Here is a 20115-nt window from a genome sequence, read left to right on the forward strand (position 1 = left end):
TTACGGCGGTCATAGCGTGGGGGAAACGCCCGGTTCCATTCCGAACCCGGAAGCTAAGGCCCACAGCGCCGATGGTACTGCAACCGGGAGGTTGTGGGAGAGTAGGTCGCCGCCGGACATCTTTTGAGGCAAAGGCCCCGCATTCGTGCGGGGCCTTTGCTGCGTTCAGGGGTCTTCTCCGCTCCGTTCCACCACGGCGAACACGGGGAAGCCCCGAGCCCTCAGTCCTCCAGCAGCTCTCCCTGGGCCTCCAGGGCTGAGGTCAGGACACGCGTGAGCCGGCGCCTTGATCCTTCGACCCGCCGGCCCAGGACCTCGATCTGCCGAGCGAACTCGTCGGCGTGCCAGGGCTTCTGGTCGTCTGGGATGGCGAGGAACGCGTCCACGGCTCGGGGGAGGTGTCGCTGCAGGACGTCGAGCACGTCGAGAGCCTCCGCTGCGCGCGCGGCGGCCATCCGATCCCAGGCGGGAAGCAGTGCCTCCACCCCGGCATGGAGGTCCCACAGTTCCCTCCACGTGTCCGGGCGCAGACGGTCACTCTCCCGCGTCAGCAGCTCGCGGAGGCCGTCGGCGGCGGCCTTGAGGTCCTCCCTCGGGGCCAGGCTCTCACGGACGCCTCGCGGCCGGTCCTCGGCGCGAGCGGGCATGTCGGCGCGGGAGGAATGCCTCCAGGGCGGCCAGTGCATCTCTCCTCCTCTGCTGTCACCTGCGGCGGCGTCGTGACCATCCTGCCTGACGAGCGGGGGCATGGGCTGGTTTGGCTCCGTCACTCCACCGTGGTAGTGTGGCTCCCTGTTGGATTCCGGTCTTCGACCGCCAACGGGGTGTGGCGCAGCTTGGTAGCGCGCGTCGTTCGGGACGACGAGGCCGCAGGTTCAAATCCTGTCACCCCGACCACAGGGAAGGCCCCCGCTCAGCTGAGCGGGGGCCTTCGTCGTCGGCACCGTCAAGGTGCCGAGCAGCCGTCGTCCTCCCCGTTGCCGTGGACGGTGCCGACCACACGGCGGCCGGCGGTGCCCCACCGGGCCGCGCCTGCCTGCTCGAACAAGCGGGAGGGGCGGGACGCGCGTCCCGCCCCTCCCGTTCTGAGGCCGTCAGGGACGACCGTTGCCCTTGCCGGGGTGGCCGTCGCGGTGTCCCGGGGGGACGCCGTCCTTGAGGCCCTTGCCCTTGCCGGGGTGGCCGTCGCGGTGTCCCGGGGGGACGCCGTCCTTGAGGCCCTTGCCCTTGCCGGGATGCCAGGGGGCAGGTCCCGGCTCCACCTCGACGGGCGGCTCGGTGGGGGACACGACGACGAACTCACGCACGGCGCTGAGGTCGACGGCGCCGTACGGGTCCTCGGTGCGGATGTACCAGCCGTACTCGCCGGGCGTCAGGCCTGCCCAGGTCGAGCTCACGGTGGAGCCGGAGGCCACGTCGGCCTGCTGGTCGATGAGCTTGCCGGTCAGCACCTCGACGGTGACGGCGTCGGTCCCGAGGGTCTTGGTCCGCGACTCGATGCCGAGCTGGGCGTAGGACACCTCGAACTCCTGGTGCTGCGGCTCCAGGGACGGATCATCGGCGTTGTAGTCCTGCAGGGACGGCGAGTAGGTCCGGGCGAGCATCCGCTGCCCCTCGTTGTCGAAGTGCAGCAGGCGCAGGTATCCCAGGCCGCCCTCCGCGAGGCCCTGGTAGTCGAAGAGAACCTGCGTGACCTGACGGTCGTCGACCCCGTCCCCGTCGTCGTCGAACCCGTCGACGCGGGTAAAGGCGTCGTGGTAGTGACCCGAGAACACCAGGGAGACGTTCGGGTTGGTCGCCACGACCTCGTCGTAGATCCGCTGCGGGATCGGTCCGAGGCCGCCGGTCGTCAGCATGTACTCGTGGAGGTTGAGGACCGCGGTGCGCTCGGGGTACTGGGCCAGCACCTCGTTCATCCAGGCGATCTCCTCGTCGCCGGCCCCCCACCCCTGGTACAGCATGATGAAGTCCACGCCGTCGACCGTGATGAGGTCGTAGTGGCCCCGGTTGTCCTCGTACGACCCGCCGTACCAGGGGTTGCCGTCGAACCGCTCCGCGCCGAAGAACGTGCCGTAGGGCCCGTAGTCCTCAAGGGCGTGCCCCACGTCGTGGTTGCCGGCCAGGACTCCATACGGCAGACCCGCTTCGTCGAGCATCCGGTAGGCGTCGTCGGCGCGCTCCCACTGCTCCGGCTTGTCCCACTCGTCCACGATGTCGCCCGTGTGGAAGACGTAGGCCAGGTTGAGCCGCTCGCGCGCCTGGAGGAAGTACTCGTGGATCGCGAGCTGATGCTCGTACCAGGTCTCGTTGTAGTACTGCGTGTCCGACTCCCAGCCGAGGGTGAAGTCGTACTCGGAGCGGGGCACGTCCTCCGGGTGGCCGCCGGCCACCGCGGACTCGCGGGTGCTCAGGTCGGTGTGGGCGAAGCCCTCCGAGTGCTGGACGAGCAGCTGGACGCTGCCGTCGCGCACGTGGTCTGCGACGTCGACGAGGCCCTCGAGCGTGAACTCCGTCGGGTTGTCCCCGGTCGTCAGGGCGCGGTCGAGCTCCTCCCAGCGACCGGTGGCGGTGTTCAGCACCGAGAGGATCACCTTGGCGTCCGGATTGGCGCTGCCGTCCCAGGTGACGCGCACCTTCCCCTCGGCGGTGACGTCGTCGACGGGGACCTCGAGGAGCTGGTACGGGAATGCGTCGTCCGAGCTCACGACGTGCTCACGGCCGTCGTCGGCGCCCATCAGCTCGAGCGCCGCGGCGTCGGCCACGACCTTGCCGTCCCGCTCGGTGGCCGCGGCCACGGTGGTCTCACCGGTCCACACGTCGAGGCCCTCCTCGCCCGGAACGACCTCCCGGCCCGCGTAGAAGTCGACGTCGAGCGCATCGCCGCTGGGGTCCGTGACGGTCGCGGACAGCTCCACGTCCGGGCCGTCGACGGCTGCGCCGTCCGCCGGTGACACCGGCGTCGCCCCGGGCTGCTCGACCGGAGTCGTGAACGTGATCGTCCGGGTCGAGGTGTTGCCGGCCAGGTCCCGCGCGGTGAGCACGAGCCGGTGCTCGCCCGCCGGCAGGCTCAGCGAGCTGATCTCATGGGGAAGCTCGACGGGCGTGCCGTCCAGCTCGGCGGTGAGGACGTCCACGCCGGCCCCGGCATCGGAGGCAGTGGCCTGAAGGGTGTGGGCGCCGCGGACCTCCGCGCCGTCGGCCAGGTCGGTGCTGATCTCCGGTCCCGTGTTGTCCACGGTGACGGTCCGGGTGACCGTCGTGGTGCCGTCCGTCGCCGTCACGGTGTGCTCGCCGTCGGCCACCGTGGTGGTGTCCCAGTCGAACGCGGTCGCGGAGAAGGCGTCCTGGGGCAGGTCGAAGGCGGCGTCGACGTAGTCGTTCTTGCCCGCGGAGTCGCCCATGGGGATCCACTGCGTGCCGTCCTCGAGGCCTGCCGGGCGCAGGGTGCGGCCGTCCGGCAGGACGAGGCGCAGGTTGCGGATCTGGAAGTCGTCGTTGTTCTCGTCCGGGTCGATCTTCGGCCAGGCCTTGGTGCCCGCATAGACGCTGAGCGTCAGCGGCTCCCCTGCGGTGATGTGCTCGAGCGGCACGTCGACGGGCACGGTGACCTCTCGGTCGTAGAAGCCCTCGTCGAAGATGTGCAGCACCTCGTCACCGACGAGCACGCCGTTGCGGAAGAAGGCGTCGGTGCTGGTGGCCTCGAAGGCGAACACCGGGCGACCTTCGAGTGCGGCCTCGGTGCCCTCCACACGCACGCCGTCCACCGCGACGGTGGTCGTGGAGGGGTAGGCGTCGCCGCCGGCGGTGATCCGTTCGCGGCCGGAGACGACCTCGCCCTCGGCCACGGACAGGCGGACGCCACTCTGATCGACGCCCGCGACCGGCACACGGTGGGTCTCCAGCTCCGTGGTGTGCGTGCCGTCGGAGGCCACGACGGAGTACTCGACCCACCGCTGACCGGTGAGGTCGACTGCGTTGATGACGTGCCGGTAGAGGTCGCCTTCGGCAGCCCGCAGGGTGTGCGTGACGGGCTCGGCCATGCCGGAGGTCCGCACCGCCACGGTGACCGTCTTGACCTGGACGTCGTCAGCGATGTGCAGCTCGATGGGGAAGTCCGCCGCCGGGTCGACCTCGGTGGCGGTCCGGTCCTCGATGACGGGTCCGGCGGCGTCCGCGGCGGGAAGCATGAGGCCGGCGGGGACCTGCTCGGTGGTGACGCTGCCGGGGGAGGCGGGGGCGGTGCCGACGAGGGTCTGCCGGTTCGGGTCAGCCGGGTCGACGGCGTACTGGATGCCCTGGTCGGCGATCGCGTCGTCCGCGCCGTTCAGGTTGTAGTAGGCCGTGTTCACCGGGAAGCCGGTGTTCGTGACGATCTGCAGGCCACGCGGGCTGCCGTTGGCCATGCCGCCGGTGTGGATCTCCACCAGCTCGGTTCCGGCCGCGAGGTCGGTGCCGAAGTGGGTGTTGAAGTCGTCCGATGTGAGGTGGTCGTTCTTGCCGTTCTTGATCCAGAACACGACGGTCTCGCCCGGCTGGATGAGGAAGGAGGCGGGATCTGCCGGCCACGTGACGACGTTGTTGTTGGTCAGATCGTCCGCGGGGTACAGGTAGTCGAGCGTGTAGTCGCCGAAGTCCACCGGTTCGGAGGTCGCGTTGTAGACCTCGATGAACTCGTAGCCGTCTGCGCCGTCGACGTTCGCCGTGTCAGGAGTGACCTCGGTGATCTGCAGCGGCGCCGTGGCCAGCGAGGGATCCGGCACCGGCGCCGGCTCCTCGGGATCGGGCTCCGGGGTCGGGGAGGCGAGCGCGTCGGACGAGACCTGGCCCGGGGTCGGGACGGCCGGCCCCTCCAGCAGGGCGGTTCCGGCGTCGCCGTCGTCGTCCACGCGGAACTGTGCGGTGCGGCCCGCCGAGGTCGAGCCCGCGGGATAGAAGGACCACGTCGTCGTGCCGTCGGGCAGGGTGAGGCGAACGCCCCGCTCACCGCCGTTGGCCATGCCGGGCTGGCCCTCCACGCGCACGAGGCGGTAGTCGGTCCCGGCGCCCTCGGTGGCCCAGTAGTCGCGGAAGTCCTGCTCGGTGCGGGCGAAGCTGTCGACGGTGCTGCTCGTGTAGGAGAGCCACAGCACGACCGTCTCGCCCGGCTGCACCAGCGTGCCCGACGGCACCTTCAGGGCGACGTCGCGGGACGTGTCGTCGCTGTCCGCGTAGATGTAGGCGAGACCGGCCTGCGACAGGTCGACGGCGGTGTCGCCGGTGTTCCGGACCTCGATGAACTCGAAGTGGTCGGAGCCCGCGGTGTCCGGGGCGATCTCGGTGATCATCAGCGCCGGCAGGGTGGGCGCGGCGCTGGCGGGCGAGGCCGCGAGCGGCGAGGCCACGAGGGCGGCGGCAGCCGTCAGGGCGATGAGCTGACGTGATCCGTGGGGCAGGGGAGCCATGGGTGATCCTTCGGGTGGCGGACGGGTGACTTCCGCACTGTTCCAGTCGTGGGCGACGACGATTCGATCGTTCGGCCACGGGAAGGTGAACGGTCGACGACGGCCCGGCCGTGAGGGCACTTCCAGCGCCTGACAAGGACGCGGAGGGCGTGGGGTGTGGTGCCGTTGGGGGTGTGCGCCGCTCTGAGGAGGCCGTGGGGAGGATCCGGATGGCGGGGCCGTGGCTCTGAGGGGCGCGGCGGAAAGGTATTGACTGTCGATAGGATCCGGTCGAAACTCGGGTCATGACACATCGCCTCACCACCTGGGTGCTCCAGGCGCTGCTCGCGGTCGCCGGGGTGCTCATCCTCCTCCTGCAGGTGATCGGCCTGCCGGCCCTGGGCGCGGAGATGGCCCGAGAGCTCCCCGCCGAGGCCCACATGCGCTGGCCCATCACCGTTCTCGCGATCCTCGGCCTGGCGTGCGTCCAGGGCGGGATCGTGTGCACCATCCGCCTGTTGGCCCTGACCCGGTCGGACCGCATCTTCACCTCCCGCGCGCTGCCATGGGTGAACGCCATCGTGGGCGCCTTCCTCGGCGGCGCTCTCGTGTGCGCGGCCACGCTCACCTATCAGTCCGCCACCGTCGCCGGCCCGCCGCTGTGGCTCCTCCTGCTGTTCGCCGGTGTCGCCACGGGCCTGGCCATGGCGCTGCTCATGCTCGTGATGCGGGCCCTCCTGGTGCGCGCCACGCGGCTGCGCGCCGAGATGGACGAGGTGATCTGATGCCCATCGTGGTGAGGATCGACGTCGAACTGGCCCGCCGCAAGATGTCCGTGGGGGAGTTCGCCGAGCGGGTGGGCATCACGCCGGCCAACGTGGCGGTGCTGAAGAACGGGCGGGCCAAGGCGGTGCGGTTGACCACCCTCGATCGGATGTGCGAGGTCCTGCAGTGCCAGCCGGGAGATCTGCTGGAGTGGGTCCCTGAGGGCGACGACGTCGGCGCCCGCGCCTGAGGCAGGCCAGGCCCGGCGGAGCAGGCGCCGGCGCCCCGCTCAGAAGCTGCCCGACGAACCGGAGCCCGAGAACGAGCCGCCGGAGGAGCCGTAGCCGGTGCCCGAGCCCGTCGAGCTCTGGTGGGACGACTCCACGGAGGAGACGCCGGCGCGGTAGCCGGCGTCGAACGAGGTGATCGTCCAGTACGTCCGCCAGCCGTCGCCGGCGTCGAGGATCGAGCCGCGCGCGTCCCGCGGACGACGGCGATGTTCGTCCAGCCCCTCCTCCATGAGCCGGGTGTCGTCCGAGTCGTCCTGTGCGAGCGAGACCGCCTGGGCGACCTGCTCCAGGAGGTCGGTGAGCCGGCGGCGGAGGCGGTCGAGCGACTCGAGCGCCGCCTGCGGGGTGACCCTCCGCTCGGTCAGGCCGGCACCGGTCGACTCGAGCTCGCCCAGGGCCTCGGTGCGGAAGGACTCGAGTGCGCCCAGCGGGGCCGCCGCGCCCGCGATCCCGTCGAGGTGCTCGCGCAGGTCGCCGACGTGGTCCAGGTCCGAGCGCAGGGGCCCGGCCTGGCGGTCCCAGGCGTCCTCCCAGCCGGGGAGGCGGTTGAGGAACGTGTTCGCATCGGCGATCGCGTCGTCGAGGCGGTCGAGCTCCGCGACGTCGTCGCGCAGGCTGCCGGCGTCCTTCCTGAAGGACTTCGCGTGACGGCGGCCCGGCGGCACGGCGTCGAGGTCCTCGAGCCGCCGCGTCGCGTCGAGGGTGGACTGGTGGAAGCCCCGGAACCGCTCCATCAGGCGCGCGCCGAACGGGTCGTCGGTCGGCACGGTGGAGGCGTTCACCTCCGTGGCGTCCCAGTCCATCGTCACGCTGGTGAGGTGGGTGCGGGCCGCGTCGAGGTCGGCCTCGGCCTTCCGGCGCTGGGATCGCCGGGTGGCGATCACCGCCGCGGCCGCGGCCGCCCCTCCGACCGCGACGCCGCCCGCGCCGAACCACAGGCCCGGCTCCTCGTGCAGCGGCCGCCCGATGTGGGAGGCCGCCGAGTCCACGATGTCCACGACGGCGTCCGTCCACCGCGCGTCGCGGGCCGCGTCCTTGCCGTCGTCGCGGACGGCCGCCTGTGTGTCCGTGCTGAGCCTGCGGTCCTCGCCCTGGTACACGCCGAGCATCCGGTTGTCCGGGTCCACGGCGACGATCAGGAGCCCGTCCGCCCACTTCTGCCCGTCTGCGCTGAGCCAGTCGGGCCGCTGCGTGCGGGCGTGGTCGAGGACGCGCCCGTTGAAGGCCTGGGCCCGGCGGTCCTCGTCGAGGTCCCGGATGTCCGGGCCGCGCTCGGTGAAGACGGCGACGCGCGTGGGCTCGCGGAACTCGATCTCCGCGAGGTCGCGCAGCAGCTGGTTCCGGTCGAGGATCCCCGCGGTGTCCGCGAGGTCCACCTGCTCGGCCGGGACGGCGCTTGCGGCAGGCGCGAGGGTGAGGGCCGCGGCCGCGGACGTCCCGGCGACGGCCCCCGCGGTCAGGGCGGGCGTCCCCGCACCGGCCACCGCGGCGGCAGCCAGGGCCAGGGCGGCCGCCCGAGAGGCGGTGCGGTGCGGGCCCGAGCAGCGCGGGGAGGAGAGCGGAGCGTCGGGCGTCGGCCGGGTCATGGCGGTCCTCTCGGGGTCCGGGTGATCAGTCGATGACAGCCTACGCACAGGCGCGGGCGGCGTCGGCGTCATTCCCGCGGCCACGCGTCCGGTCGCGCATCCGGCCACTCCGGAGAGGATCTCATGCGGCGGGACAGCTCCTCGAGGTCTCCGCCGGAGCCGAACGCGGGGCCGCCGGGCTCGAGCCGGGCTCCCTCCTCGAACCCCTGGTACACGACCCCGTCGAAGCCCATCGCGTGGACGAGGTCGATCACCGTGTCCCGGGCGCGCAGCCGCTCCCGCCCGCCGGGGAGGGCATGCCCCCCGCCGTCGGTGTGCCGCTCCGTGCCGATGGCGAGCGCCCAGCGCGGTGCCTCGGTGCGGCCTGCGACGCCCAGGTCGTGGTGCGAGATCTCGGAGAACGCGCGGACCAGGGGCGCCGTGAGCCCGGCCGCCGCCCAGCGCGCGGCGAGGCGCTCCGTGCCGAGTCGTGGGTCGCCGTCGTGCGGGTCCATCCAGTCCGGCAGGGGCTCGGCCTCCCAGGTGTTGGTCATGTCCACCACCGCCCGGGTGGCGGGCCCGGCGAACCAGGCGGGGTCGACGTCGTCGAGGGCCTCGCGCGGCACGGCGACCACGGTCAGCTCCGCCTGAGCGAGGTCCTCCGGGGCGACCGCCACCGCCTCCGGGGCGTAGATGCCGAGGTGGCGCTGCACCGCCGCGGGCCGACGCGTGGCGGCCATGACGACGTCAGGCGCGGCGATCCAGGGATGGAGCCGGGGGATGCGCGCGAGGGCGCGGGCGAGCGCGGTGCCGGCGCGGCCGGCCCCCAGGATCCCGACGGTCGACGGGAGATGCGGGAACCGGGGGAGGGCGGGGTCCATGGACGTCGGGCTCATGGGACCATCCCATCACGGGAGGAGGGAACGGGCCCTGCGTCGTCGTCCACGTCCGGCGCCGATGGGCCCCACAGCGCAGGGCTCGTCTCTCAGGTGGTCCCGCCCCGCACCGACTGTTCACCGCCGCGCCACCGGCCCGGCGTCTGCGCGCCGTACCGTGGCCGCCGTCGTCGTCCCCTCCCGAAGGAGTCTCCCCATGCGTCCCCTCCGCACCCTCAGTGCCGCGATCGCCGTCGGCGCGCTCGCGGTGACCGGCGCCGTCGCCTCCGGCGCGGCTCCCGCCCCGCACGCCAAGGCCCGCGCCGCCGTCGAGGCCGGACCGGCGAAGGCCGTCGAGGCCCGCACCAAGCACGACGTGCGCATCGCCACGTACAACGCGTCCCTGAACCGCGGCGCCGAGGGCCAGCTGGTCCGCGACCTCTCCACGCCGGACAACGCGCAGGCCCAGAACATCGCCGAGGTCGTGCAGACCACGCGCCCCGAGATCCTGCTGGTCAACGAGTTCGACTTCGACGCCGCCGGTGAGGGCGCCCGCCTGTTCCAGGAGAACTACCTCTCCGTGGGCCAGAACGGCCACGAGCCCATCGAGTACGCGTACCGCTACACCGCTCCCGTGAACACCGGCGTCCCCTCGGGCCTGGACCTGAACAACGACGGCACGGTCGGCGGCCCGGACGACGCGTGGGGCTTCGGCCTGTTCCCGGGCCAGTACGGCATGGTCGTCTACTCGCAGCACCCCATCCTCGAGGACGAGATCCGCACCTTCCAGGACTTCCGCTGGCAGGACATGCCGGGCAACGTCATGCCCACCGACTTCTACAGCCCCGAGGAGCAGGAGCAGCTGCGCCTGTCCTCGAAGTCCCACTGGGACGTGCCCGTGCAGGTCGGCACCACGACGCTGCACCTCCTCGCCGCGCACCCCACCCCGCCGTCCTTCGACGGCCCGGAGATGCGCAACAAGCGCCGCAACCACGACGAGATCCGCCTGTGGGCCGACTACGTCACCGGCGGCAAGACCGCCGAGTACCTCTACGACGACGCCGGCGTGCACGGCGGCCTGGACCGTGGCGAGCGCTTCGTCATCCTGGGCGACTACAACGCCGACCCGGTGGACGGCGACTCGTGGGACGGCGCGATCGACCAGCTGGTCTTCCACTCCCGCATCCGCGACCCGAAGCCCACCTCCGCGGGCGGCGCCGAGGCGTCCGTGCTGCAGGGCGGCGCCAACCTGACGCACGAGGGCGACCCGAGCCTCGACACGGCCGACTTCAACGACAGCCCGGCCCCGGGCAACCTCCGCGTGGACCTGGCGCTGCCGTCCAAGAACCTCCCGCTGCGCGGCGCCGGCGTCTTCTGGCCCGAGAAGGGTCAGCCCGGCTCCGAGCTGACCGGCGAGTATCCGTTCCCCACCTCCGACCACCGCCTCACCTGGGTGGACGTGAAGGTGCCCGGCAAGCGCTGAGGCCCCTCAGCTCCAGACGAGCCCTGTGTCGTCGCCGTCTGCGCGGATCAGCAGAGCTCGTTGCGCTGCCGGCCCAGCCCGGTGATCTCCACCTCCACGACGTCGCCGGCGCGCAGCCACGGGCGGCGGCCCTCCTCGTCCTTGCGGGCCAGCGCGACGCCGGCCGGGGTGCCGGTGAGGATGAGGTCGCCCGGGTTCAGCGTGATCAGCTGCGAGGCGTAGGCCACGAGCTGCTCGGGGGAGAACACGACGTCGGCCACGCGGCTCTCCTGCCGCACCTCCCCGTTCACGTGGGTCAGGATGCGGGCGTCCTTGGACAGCTCGTCCGGGGTGACGAGCCACGGGCCCACGGGGGTGGAGGCCTCCCAGACCTTCCCCTGGAGCCACTCGGAGGTGCGGCCCTGGAAGCCGCGCATCGAGACGTCGTCGGCCACGGCGAACCCGGCGATGTGCTCGCGCGCGTCCTCGACCGCGATGCGCCGCCCGGGCTCGCCGATCACGATGCACAGCTCGCCCTCGTAGTCCACGCGGTGGTCCTCCTCGGGGACCTCGATCGGGTCCAGCGCGCCCGTGAGCGACTGCGCGAACTTCGCGAACAGCGTGGGATGCTCGGGGCGCTCCTGGCCCGTCTCCGCGATGTGGTCCGTGTAGTTCAGCCCCACGCAGATCACCTTCGTGGGGAACGGGATGAGCGTGTCGTACACCAGCTGCGTGGTGTCCAGCAGGAGGGAGTGGTCCTCCTTGGCGGCGCGCAGCGCCTGCTCCACGCGCTCCTTCTGCTCCTGCGGCGTCAAGGTCAGGTGCTCGCCGACGTCGCGGCAGCCGGGGAGGGCCACGGCGCGCACCGCGACCTCGGGGTCATCCGGGTGCACCGAGGTGATGACGGCGGCGAAGGTGTCCCCGGGGTAGGCGGCGTCGGAGTCGGGCTGGCGGAACGTGGCGAGCTTCATGCGCCCATCTCACCACAGGGCCCCATGAGACGCTGAGGGCATGAGCACCGCCGAGCACGCCGCCGCGTCCCCGCTGATCCTGGGCACCATGGGATGGGGCGTCCCCGTCGACGACGGCGAGGGTCCCCACAGCGCAGGCCCCGGCGCCGACGTCGCCCTGGCGCGGGCGCGCGGCGCGCTTCGCGCTGGCCTCGAGGCCGGCATCACGGTGCTGGACACCGCGGACATCTACGGCGGCGGCCTCTCCGAGTCGACGACCGGGGCCCTGCTGGCCGAGCTGGACCCAACCGAGCGGGGGCGCCTGCGTGTGCAGACGAAGGCCGGGATCGTGCTCCCCGGGCAGGACCCCGCGGGAGGCGGCGTCACGCGCTACGACTCCTCTCCGGCGCACGTGCGCCGCGCCCTCGAGGGCTCGCTGAGCCGCCTGGGCACGGGCGCGGTGGAGACGCTGATCATCCACCGCCCGGACGTGCTCACTCCCGTGGAGGACACGGTGCGGGCGTTCCTCGACGCGCGGGAGGCCGGGCTGGTGCGCCGGCTCGGGGTGTCCAACCTCGGCACCGGTCGCCTCCTGTCGTTCCAGCGCGCCCTCGGCCGCCTCGCCGCAGACGGCACGGGCCTGGCCTGCGCGCAGCTCGAGCTGGGCCTGCACCACCGCACCCTCGTGGAGGCCGAGGTCCTCGCCAATCACGGCGCGGCCCCGGCCACCGCCGGCGCGGCGGACCTGGGGCGGGTGTGCGCCGAGGAGGGGATCGAGCTTCAGGCCTGGGGTCCGCTCGGCCAGGGCCGCTTCACCCCGGGCTCGGACGGCTCGGTGCCCACCGACCCCGCCGAGGCCGCCGCGCTGGCCTCGGCGGGCGGGCCGGCAGCCGTCGTGGCGCAGGTGGCGCAGGAGCTGGGCGCGGGGCGGGAGGCCGTGGTCCTCGCCTGGCTGCTCAAGCTGCCGTGGGGCGTGCGCCCCGTGGTGGGAAGCCAGGACCCCGGCCGACTTGCGGCGTGCGCCGCAGCGCCTGAGGTGGCCGCCGCGATGGATGCGGCGCAGTGGCATCGGCTCTGGACCGCCGCGCGCGGCGAGAACCTGCCCTGACCCCGCCCTCCGGGGCGGAGCGGGTGAATCCGCGTCCGCGGCACGGGCACTCGATGTGACATGGCCCACAATGGAGCCATGGACTTCTCGCGTGTGGACCTCTGGACGCCCTGGATCCTCTACTGGACGGCCGCGGTCGCGGCCGTGGCGGGCGTCGCCCTCGTGGTCGCGGGGGCGTGGCGCGCGCACCGGCACCGCCGGTTCGCGGCGTCGACGGGGCGCAACCAGGACGTGCGGCTGCTGCGGGACACCCGCACGCAGCGCCGCGTGGGCGTGGGATTCCTCGCGGTGACGGGGCTGCTGCTGGGGCTCGGCGTCTGGCTGCACCTCAGCGGGCTCGCCGCCCTCCGGGAGAACCTCGTGCGGAAGTACGGCTACACGGCCGTGGAGGGCATCCGGCAGTCCGGCAGCGGCTTCACGGCCGACCTCACCACCGCGGACGGCACGGTGCTGGAGGACGAGCTGGTGCTCCTCGAGCCCACGGGGGAGCCCCTGGTGGGGGAGGACATCTTCTACGACCTGCCCGGGGGGCGCTGAGCCCCCTCGGCGCGGGCGGCGACGTCCGGTCCTCCTGCCGCGTCCGGAGCCTCTGTTAGCGTCGGCGGAGTGATCCCCGCTGAGCGTCCCGTGCCCGCGTCCACCTATCGGCTCCAGGTCAGCCCGGACCTCCCGTTGCCCTCCGTGGCCGAGCTCGTGCCGTACCTGCACCGGCTCGGGGTGGACTGGCTCTACCTCTCCCCGCTGCTCGCCGCGGAGCCGGGCTCGGACCACGGCTACGACGTCGTGGACCCCAGCCGCGTGGACCCCGCCCGCGGAGGCGCCGAGGGCCTCGCCGAGGTGGCGCGCGCCGCGCACGAGGTGGGGATGAAGGTCCTCGTGGACATCGTCCCCAACCACGTGGGAGTGGCCACGCCCGAGGCGAACCCGGCGTGGTGGGACCTGCTGGCGCACGGCCGGGAAGCGCAGCACGCCGCGTGGTTCGACGTGGACTGGGGGGCCGGGGACGGCCGTGTGCTCATTCCCGTCCTGGAGGACGGTCCTGAGGGAGGCGATCGCGGGGACGACGCCGCGATCGAGCGCCTCGTGGTGGTCCCGGGCGAGCGGCCGGACGCCGGCCGGCTCCTGCACTGGGACACCGCCTATCCGCTGGCCCCCGGCTCGCTCGAGCGTGCCGAGGCCGCCACCGGCCTGGGCGCCGCTGAGGTGTTCGCCGGCGCCCGCCCCGAGGACGATCCGACCCCCGAGCGCGCCCGTCTGGCCCACGCCGTGCACGAGCTGCAACACTACCGCCTCATCGGCTGGCGCCGCGGGGACGCCGAGCTGAACTACCGGCGCTTCTTCACCGTGACCACCCTCGCGGGCGTCCGCGTCGAGGACCCGGAGGTCTTCGACGCCACCCACGCGGAGATCGCCCGATGGGTGCGCGAGGGGCTCGTCTCGGGGCTGCGCGTGGACCATCCGGACGGCTTGACGGACCCGGCCGACTACCTCCGCCTCCTGCGTCGACGCGTGCTGCCGCAGGGCTGGCTCGTCGTGGAGAAGATCCTGGAGCCCGGCGAGCTCCTGCCTGCGGCGTGGGACGCGGACGGGACCACCGGCTACGACGCCCTGGGCGAGGTCGAGCGCGTGTTCATGCCCCGCGCCGCTGTGGGGACGCCCGAGCAGGACGCGGCCCGCCGCGCGGAATGGCACGAGCTGATCGCCGAGGCCAAGGAGGACGTGGCCACCGGCTCCCTCGCGGCCGAGACCGGGCGCCTCGTGCGGGAGGCCCGCGCGGCCGGCGTCCTCGGCGCCCACGACGACGAAGCCCTCACCGCGGGCCTGGCGGAGGTGCTCGCCCAGCTGCCCGTGTACCGCACCTACCTCCCCGTGGGACAGGGCCACCTCGAGGAGGCCGTCGAGGCGGCCGCCGTGGAGCGACCGGAGCTCGCACCCGTGCTCGCGGACCTCTTCGCGGTGCTCTCGGACCCGGAGTCCCCGGTGGCCCGCCGCTTCCAGCAGACCTCCGGCATGGTGATGGCCAAGGGCGTGGAGGATCGCTCCTTCTACCGGTATACCCGGTGGGCCAACCTCAACGAGGTGGGCGGGGACCCCGCGCACGTCGCCCTCACCCTGAGCGGGTTCCACGCTGCGCAGCAGGCCCGGCAGGCGTCCTGGCCCACCTCCATGACCACACTCACCACGCATGACACGAAGCGCAGCGAGGACGTGCGCGCCCGCATCGCCGTGCTGGCCGAGGACCCCGAGCGCTGGGCGGCCGATCTGACGCAGCTGTGCGCCCTCCACCCGTTGGGGGAGCCGGACGCCGCGCGCCTGGTGTGGGAGTCCATCGTGGGCGTGTGGCCCACGGACGGCACCGCGCCGGACGCCGAGCGCGTGCTCGGCTTCCTCCAGAAGGCGGCGCGCGAGGCCGCCGTCCACACCACGTGGACGGACCAGGATGCCGACTACGAGGCCCGCCTCGCGGAGCTGGCCCACGCCGTCACGGCGGCGGACGGCCCCGCGCGCGGCCTCGTGCAGGCGGTGGCGGACCGGATCTCCGAGGCCGGGCTCGCGGTGCAGCTGGGCCACAAGCTCGTGCAGCTCACGGCGCCGGGCGTCCCGGACGTCTACCAGGGCACCGAGCTCCCGTTCCCCTCGCTCGTGGACCCGGACAACCGCCGCCCGGTGGACTTCGCGGCCCGCGCCGCCCTCCTCGACCGCCTCGACACGGGGTGGCGCCCCACGCGCCAGGACCCCGACGCGGCCAAGCTCGCCGTGGTCGCCGCGGCGCTGCGCACCCGCCGCGACCGACCGGAGCTGTTCACGGGATACCGCCCGCTGGACGTCTCCGGTCCGGCCGCCGAGCACGCCGTGGCCTTCAGCCGCGGAGGCGCCCTCGCCGTGGCCACCCGCTGGCCCGCCACGCTCACCGAGCGCGGCGGCTGGGGGGAGACCACCGTGACCGTCCCGGCCGGGGCGTGGGAGGACGCCGTGACGGGCCGCCGCGTCCAACCGGACGAGCGGGGCGCCGTGCGGCTCGCCGAGCTACTGCACGACCTCCCGGTGGCGCTGCTCGTGCCCGCCGCCTGACCGATCCGTCCACCCCAGGAGACCCGCCATGCGCGACCACACCGCCCCCGACACCGCCCCTTCCCGCGCGCCGCAGGCCGCCGCGGACGTCGTCGCCGCCGCCCCCGTGCCGGATGCGGGCCTCGGCCTGCGCCGCATCGGGGCCGACCCGGTGGACCCCACCGGTGCGGAGCCGGAGGCCGCGGCCCAGGCGCGGCGCACCCCCTACGCGGTCTGGGCTCCGCACGCGCAGACCGTCGAACTCGTGCTCGTGGACGCCGTGCCCGGGTCGCGGCACGACGCGCAGGACCGCTGGGCGGGCGCCCGCGCGGTGGCCATGGACCGTGCGGCCGGCGGGTGGTGGACGCCGTCGCAGGACCCGGCGGCCGTGCTCGGCGCCCCGGCCCCCGCCGACCCCGGCTACGGCTACCGCGTGGACGGCGGCGACCCCGTGCCGGATCCGCGCTCGCGCCGCCAGCCGGACACGGTGCACGGGCCCTCCCGCCGCGACGTCGAGGGTGCAGACTTCGCGTGGACGGACGCGGACTGGCGCGGGCCGGCCGGCGTGCTCGCGGATCCGGCCGCCCCGCAGGGCGGGGGGCTGCGCGGCGCGGTGCTGTACGAGCTGCACGTGGGGACCTTCACGGCGGAGGGGACGCTCGAGGCCGCGATCGAGCGGCTTCCCCATCTCGTCGAGCTGGGCGTGACCCATCTCGAGCTGCTCCCCGTGAACTCCTTCAACGGCCCCCGCAACTGGGGCTACGACGGCGTCGCGTGGTTCGCGGTGGACGAGTCCTACGGCGGCCCTCAGGCGTACCGGCGCTTCGTGGACGCCGCGCACGCCGCGGGGCTCGGCGTGGTGCAGGACGTGGTCTACAACCACCTCGGCCCCGCCGGGAACTACCTCGGGGCCTTCGGCCCGTACCTCACCGCGGGGGACACCGGCTGGGGCGAGGGCGTCAACCTGGACGGTCCGGACTCGGACGAGGTGCGCCGCCACATCCTGGACAACGTGCGCATGTGGATCGAGGAGTTCCACGTGGACGGGCTGCGCCTGGACGCCGTGCATGCCCTGCGGGACACCCGCGCCGTGCACCTCCTCGAGGAGATGGCCGCGCTCGCGGACGAGGCCGCGGCCCGCGCGGGCCGCCCCGTGCCGCTCATGGCGGAGTCCGACCTCAACGACCCCCGGCTCGTGCTCCCGCGCTCCGCCGGCGGGCTGGGGCTGGCCGCCGCGTGGAACGACGACGTCCATCACGCCCTGCACGTCGCGACGACGGGGGAGACGGGCGGCTACTACGCGGACTTCGCGCCCCTGGAGGCGGTGGCCAAGGTGATGGAGCGGGCGTACTTCCACGACGGCACCCGCTCGACGTTCCGCGGACGGGACCACGGGCGTCCCGTTCCGGCGGACGTGCCGAACGAGGCGTTCATCGTGAGCATCCAGAACCACGACCAGGTGGGCAACCGCGCCGCCGGGGATCGCACCGGGGCGACTCTGAGCGAGGGGTCGCTGGCCGCGGAGGCGGCCCTCCTGCTCACCGGCCCGAACGTGCCGCTGCTCTTCATGGGCGAGGAGTTCGCGGCGAGCACACCGTGGGCGTTCTTCACCTCGTTCCCGGACGAGGACCTGGGCGAGGCGGTGCGCCAGGGCCGGCGTCGCGAGTTCGCCGCGCACGGCTGGGACCCGGCCGACGTGCCCGACCCCCAGGACCGGGTCACCCGCGACTCCGCGGTGCTCGACTGGGCCGAGCCGGGGCAGGGCCGCGGGGCCCGCGTGCAGGAGACGTACCGCCGCCTCATCGGGCTGCGCCGCACCCTGCCGGCACTCACGGAGCCGCGGCGCTCGCTCACCCGCGCGTGGGTGGACCCCGAGCGACGGCACGTGCGCCTCGAGCGCGGACGGGCCGAGCAGGCGGCGTGCGGCGACGTCGTGCTCCTCGCCGCCCTCGGCGACCTCCCGCTCACCGTCCCGGAGGACCTGCGGGGCGCGCACGTGCTCGCCGGCCACACCGACGCCGGCCCGCTCGCCGCGGACGCGGACGCGCCCGCCGCCGCGCCGGTGGAGGTGGCCGCGCCGGGCTTCCTGCTGCTGCAGCGCTGAGCCGGCTCAGCCCGCGCCGGGCTCCGGGTCGGGCACGGCCCGCAGCATCGTGGTGGTGGGGTGCAGGGCGAGCGCGTCCTCGTCCCTGCGGGCGCGCAGGATCGTGTCCACGTAGGAGTCCACGGCCTCCTGGAGGGGCACGGCTGCGCCGCGCGCCTCGGAGAGGTACCAGCGGTGCTCGAGAAGCTGGTGCATGATCTCGGCAGGCTCGAGCTTGGCGCGCAGCTCGAGTGGGACGGAGTGCACCACGGGATCGAAGACCTCCACGACCCAGCGGTGGGCGGCCCCCTCCATGTCCAGGTACGGGTCCCAGGCCCGCCGGGCCGCGTCGATGTCCACGAGCAGGCGTCGGGCCTGGTTCTCCTGCACGTGCAGGCCCGTGAGCCGCTCGAGGCGGCGCCGGTGGAACCCTGCGAGGACCTCCGTGGGCCGGGCCGTCATCATGCCGGGGGCCTCCGCCGCCCGCAGGGAGTACTCCTCCACCTCGAAGCCGAGCTCGCCGAGGCGGCGGAATCGGCGGTCCATGCGCCACGGCTCGGCACGGGGGAAGGCGACCGGAGCGGTCAGCTCCTCCCACAGCCGGCGGTACGAGTCCACCATGAGGTCGGGGGTGGCCGCGGGGTCCACGTCCGGGTCGGCGAGCCCGCTGGCCAGCAGGTCCAGCAGCTCACCGCCCACGTTCACGCGGGCCACTTCGAGATCGTGCTCGCGCTGGCCCGTGGAGAGCCGTTCCCGCAGCTCGCCGGTCTCCGCGTCCACCAGGTGCGCCGCGAATCCGCCCGCGTCCCGGCGGAACAGCACGTTGGAGAGCGAGACGTCGCCCCAGAAGAACCCCTCCAGGTGCAGCTCCACCAGCAGGGTCGCCAGCGCCTCCATGAGCCGCACGAGGGTCGGCCGCTGCAGCCGCTCGGAGAACACGGCGCGGTAGGGCAGGGAGAAGCGCAGGTGCCGGGTGACCAGTGCCGCGGGCAGGGGCGTGCCGTGGTCGCGGGTGCGTCCAGTGACGACCGCGACGGGCTCCACCGAGGGCGGCGGGCGGTCCGCGAGGCGGCGCAGCAGCCGATATTCGCGGAAGGCGAGCTCCTCCGTGGTCTCCTTGACGGCCACGATGCTCCCGCCCACGTGGGCGAAGCGCACCACGTGCCGCGAGATGCCGCGTGGCAGGGCGGCGAGGACGTCCTCCGGCCACTCCTCGAGCGGCGTGGACCACGGCAGCGCGAGCAGGGCCGTCGCGGGGTCCTCGGTCGCGTCGCCGGACGGGGCGCCGGTGACGGTCAGGCGGTCGGCGGGGGAGGGGGCGTTCGTCTCCGGGGGGGCCATGCCGCCGATCCTCCCAGACTGGGCGGATATGCTCGCCTCGCGCATCGCGAGCCCGGCCCCGGCAGGTGCCCGCGCCCGCCGCCCGGAGCGCACCGGGACGCACACTTCGACCCCAGGAGGACCCTTGGCCAGCAGCAGAGCCTCGACGCCGTCGACCGACGCCCGAGCGCGCGCCCGCCGCATGCAGGAGGAGCAGCAGCGCAGGGATCGCCGCCGCCGCTCCCTCTGGATCTGGGGCGCCGTGCTCGCCGCCGCGCTCGCGGCCGCCCTCGTGGTGGCGCTCGTGGCGAACCAGGGCCGCGACGCCGCCGCCGAGGCCGGGCCCCTGCCCGCCGTCGCGAACACCGAGGGCGGCGTGGCCCTCACCTCCACCACCGCGCTCGCCGACGGCGGGGAGGACGTCGGCGAGGTCAAGGCCGCCGACGTGCAGGTCCCCGAGGGCGCCGGCGGCCAGCCGGAGAGCGTCCCGGGCGCCGAGGCGCCCGCGGACGGGGAGCCCCACCACGTGGTGGTGTACGCCGACTTCAACTGCGTGCACTGCGCCGAGTTCGAGAAGAGCAACGCCGAGCAGCTGAACACGTGGCTCGACGAGGGCAAGGCGACCGTCGAGTACCGGATCGTCGACTTCCTCAGCACCCCGGGCAACCAGAACTACTCGGCGCGCGCCGCGAACGCCGCGTACTGCGTGGCCGAGCAGAAGCCCGAGGCCTACAACGCCTTCGTCGAGGGCCTGTTCGCGGCCTACCAGCAGCACGGGGGCAAGGGCATCTCCGACGACGAGCTCGTGGACCGCGCCGAGGAGCTCGGCGCGGACATCTCCTCCTGCGTGAAGGACGACGCCTACCGGCCCGCCGTGGCGTACGCGACCGCCAAGGCCAAGGCCGCCGGCGTCGGCGGCACGCCGACCGTGCTCATGGACGGCAAGAACTGGGCCATCGACGGCGCCGAGGACTCCTTCGGCGACTGGGCGTCCGCCAAGATCGAGGGCTGATCCCGGTATCCTTCAGGGGGTCGGTGCCGCGCCCGCGCGGACCCGGCCCCCTGCCCGCCCCCTTAGCTCAGCTGGCCAGAGCATCTGCCTTGTAAACAGAGGGTCACCGGTTCGAATCCGGTAGGGGGCTCGCGACGACCTCTGCATCCGTGCTGGTCAACTCCGCGCGTCGTGCCCTAGTGTGAGCCTCGTCACCCCCGGTGCCCGATCCCTC

At 73.6% G+C, this 20115-nt stretch carries 14 protein-coding genes, 2 tRNA genes and 1 rRNA gene; 11 read left to right on the forward strand and 6 right to left on the reverse strand.

Annotated features, from left to right (window positions below):
* Window position 1: 1 nt before the first annotated feature.
* A 5S ribosomal RNA gene (gene rrf, locus NJC10_RS10690) occupies window positions 2-118 on the forward strand.
* A 103-nt stretch (window positions 119-221) separates the two neighbouring features.
* Here rrf and NJC10_RS10695 read toward each other — a convergent pair.
* Window positions 222-647, reverse strand: coding sequence for a hypothetical protein (locus NJC10_RS10695; protein ID WP_319076512.1), 426 nt, complete (start codon window positions 645-647; stop codon window positions 222-224).
* Between the two features lie 173 nt (window positions 648-820).
* Between NJC10_RS10695 and NJC10_RS10700 the strand changes: the two genes are divergently transcribed.
* A tRNA-Pro gene (locus tag NJC10_RS10700) sits at window positions 821-897 on the forward strand.
* A gap of 197 nt (window positions 898-1094) precedes the next feature.
* On the opposite strand, the gene NJC10_RS10705 is transcribed toward NJC10_RS10700, so the two are convergent.
* Window positions 1095-5441: a lamin tail domain-containing protein gene (locus NJC10_RS10705; RefSeq protein ID WP_319076513.1), complete on the reverse strand. Its 4347-nt coding sequence runs from the start codon at window positions 5439-5441 to the stop codon at window positions 1095-1097.
* A 284-nt stretch (window positions 5442-5725) separates the two neighbouring features.
* Here NJC10_RS10705 and NJC10_RS10710 point away from each other — a divergent pair, with 284 nt between their 5' ends.
* Window positions 5726-6205: a DUF2975 domain-containing protein gene (locus NJC10_RS10710; RefSeq protein ID WP_319076515.1), complete on the forward strand. Its 480-nt coding sequence runs from the start codon at window positions 5726-5728 to the stop codon at window positions 6203-6205.
* Entirely contained in the window at window positions 6205-6435 is a 231-nt protein-coding gene (locus tag NJC10_RS10715; RefSeq protein WP_248115332.1) for a helix-turn-helix domain-containing protein, read from the forward strand. Before NJC10_RS10710 ends, NJC10_RS10715 begins: the two co-directional genes overlap by 1 nt.
* A gap of 39 nt (window positions 6436-6474) precedes the next feature.
* Here NJC10_RS10715 and NJC10_RS10720 read toward each other — a convergent pair whose 3' ends face one another.
* Together NJC10_RS10720 and NJC10_RS10725 are read right to left on the reverse strand one after the other, a co-directional pair.
* Complete coding sequence (locus tag NJC10_RS10720; RefSeq protein WP_319076518.1) at window positions 6475-8061, reverse strand: DUF5129 domain-containing protein; 1587 nt, start codon at window positions 8059-8061, stop codon at window positions 6475-6477.
* Between the two features lie 68 nt (window positions 8062-8129).
* Window positions 8130-8936 (reverse strand): NADPH-dependent F420 reductase, encoded by an 807-nt coding sequence (locus NJC10_RS10725; RefSeq protein ID WP_319076520.1) that lies wholly within the window; start codon window positions 8934-8936, stop codon window positions 8130-8132.
* A 196-nt stretch (window positions 8937-9132) separates the two neighbouring features.
* On the opposite strand from NJC10_RS10725, the gene NJC10_RS10730 reads away from it, so the two are divergent.
* Complete coding sequence (locus tag NJC10_RS10730) at window positions 9133-10398, forward strand: endonuclease/exonuclease/phosphatase family protein (protein WP_319076521.1); 1266 nt, start codon at window positions 9133-9135, stop codon at window positions 10396-10398.
* A gap of 47 nt (window positions 10399-10445) precedes the next feature.
* On the opposite strand, the gene NJC10_RS10735 is transcribed toward NJC10_RS10730, so the two are convergent.
* Window positions 10446-11348: a fumarylacetoacetate hydrolase family protein gene (locus NJC10_RS10735; protein ID WP_319076524.1), complete on the reverse strand. Its 903-nt coding sequence runs from the start codon at window positions 11346-11348 to the stop codon at window positions 10446-10448.
* A gap of 40 nt (window positions 11349-11388) precedes the next feature.
* Between NJC10_RS10735 and NJC10_RS10740 the strand changes: the two genes are divergently transcribed.
* The 4 genes from NJC10_RS10740 to treZ all read left to right on the forward strand — a co-directional run bounded on the left by NJC10_RS10740 (window position 11389) and on the right by treZ (window position 17590).
* On the forward strand, window positions 11389-12435 hold the full coding sequence (locus NJC10_RS10740) for an aldo/keto reductase (protein WP_319076526.1): 1047 nt from the start codon (window positions 11389-11391) through the stop codon (window positions 12433-12435).
* 78 nt (window positions 12436-12513) lie between these two features.
* The gene (locus NJC10_RS10745; RefSeq protein ID WP_319076528.1) at window positions 12514-12972 is read left to right on the forward strand and encodes a hypothetical protein; all 459 of its coding nucleotides are present in this window, start codon (window positions 12514-12516) and stop codon (window positions 12970-12972) included.
* 69 nt (window positions 12973-13041) lie between these two features.
* Complete coding sequence (gene treY / locus NJC10_RS10750) at window positions 13042-15507, forward strand: malto-oligosyltrehalose synthase (RefSeq protein ID WP_319076529.1); 2466 nt, start codon at window positions 13042-13044, stop codon at window positions 15505-15507.
* A 28-nt stretch (window positions 15508-15535) separates the two neighbouring features.
* Window positions 15536-17590, forward strand: coding sequence for a malto-oligosyltrehalose trehalohydrolase (treZ, locus tag NJC10_RS10755; RefSeq protein WP_319076530.1), 2055 nt, complete (start codon window positions 15536-15538; stop codon window positions 17588-17590).
* A gap of 6 nt (window positions 17591-17596) precedes the next feature.
* Here the strand turns inward: treZ and NJC10_RS10760 are convergent, their stop codons facing one another.
* Window positions 17597-18910, reverse strand: coding sequence for a DUF4032 domain-containing protein (locus tag NJC10_RS10760; protein ID WP_248115341.1), 1314 nt, complete (start codon window positions 18908-18910; stop codon window positions 17597-17599).
* A 124-nt stretch (window positions 18911-19034) separates the two neighbouring features.
* Between NJC10_RS10760 and NJC10_RS10765 the strand changes: the two genes are divergently transcribed.
* Window positions 19035-19901, forward strand: coding sequence for a DsbA family protein (locus tag NJC10_RS10765; protein WP_248115342.1), 867 nt, complete (start codon window positions 19035-19037; stop codon window positions 19899-19901).
* A gap of 56 nt (window positions 19902-19957) precedes the next feature.
* Window positions 19958-20031 (forward strand) — tRNA-Thr (locus NJC10_RS10770).
* Window positions 20032-20115: the final 84 nt, after the last annotated feature.

The sequence above is a fragment of the Micrococcus sp. M4NT genome (genome assembly GCF_033790745.1).
Lineage (GTDB): Bacteria > Actinomycetota > Actinomycetes > Actinomycetales > Micrococcaceae > Micrococcus.

Excerpts from the sequence above, each read along its gene's own strand:
- NJC10_RS10695 (WP_319076512.1), bottom strand. The coding sequence starts at position 647 with ATGCCCGCTCGCGCCGAGGACCGGCCGCGAGGCGTCCGTGAGAGCCTG.
- NJC10_RS10705 (WP_319076513.1), bottom strand. The coding sequence starts at position 5,441 with ATGGCTCCCCTGCCCCACGGATCACGTCAGCTCATCGCCCTGACGGCT.
- NJC10_RS10710 (WP_319076515.1), top strand. The coding sequence starts at position 5,726 with ATGACACATCGCCTCACCACCTGGGTGCTCCAGGCGCTGCTCGCGGTC.
- NJC10_RS10715 (WP_248115332.1), top strand. The coding sequence starts at position 6,205 with ATGCCCATCGTGGTGAGGATCGACGTCGAACTGGCCCGCCGCAAGATG.
- NJC10_RS10720 (WP_319076518.1), bottom strand. The coding sequence starts at position 8,061 with ATGACCCGGCCGACGCCCGACGCTCCGCTCTCCTCCCCGCGCTGCTCG.
- NJC10_RS10725 (WP_319076520.1), bottom strand. The coding sequence starts at position 8,936 with ATGAGCCCGACGTCCATGGACCCCGCCCTCCCCCGGTTCCCGCATCTC.
- NJC10_RS10730 (WP_319076521.1), top strand. The coding sequence starts at position 9,133 with ATGCGTCCCCTCCGCACCCTCAGTGCCGCGATCGCCGTCGGCGCGCTC.
- NJC10_RS10735 (WP_319076524.1), bottom strand. The coding sequence starts at position 11,348 with ATGAAGCTCGCCACGTTCCGCCAGCCCGACTCCGACGCCGCCTACCCC.
- NJC10_RS10740 (WP_319076526.1), top strand. The coding sequence starts at position 11,389 with ATGAGCACCGCCGAGCACGCCGCCGCGTCCCCGCTGATCCTGGGCACC.
- NJC10_RS10745 (WP_319076528.1), top strand. The coding sequence starts at position 12,514 with ATGGACTTCTCGCGTGTGGACCTCTGGACGCCCTGGATCCTCTACTGG.
- treZ (WP_319076530.1), top strand. The coding sequence starts at position 15,536 with ATGCGCGACCACACCGCCCCCGACACCGCCCCTTCCCGCGCGCCGCAG.
- NJC10_RS10760 (WP_248115341.1), bottom strand. The coding sequence starts at position 18,910 with ATGGCCCCCCCGGAGACGAACGCCCCCTCCCCCGCCGACCGCCTGACC.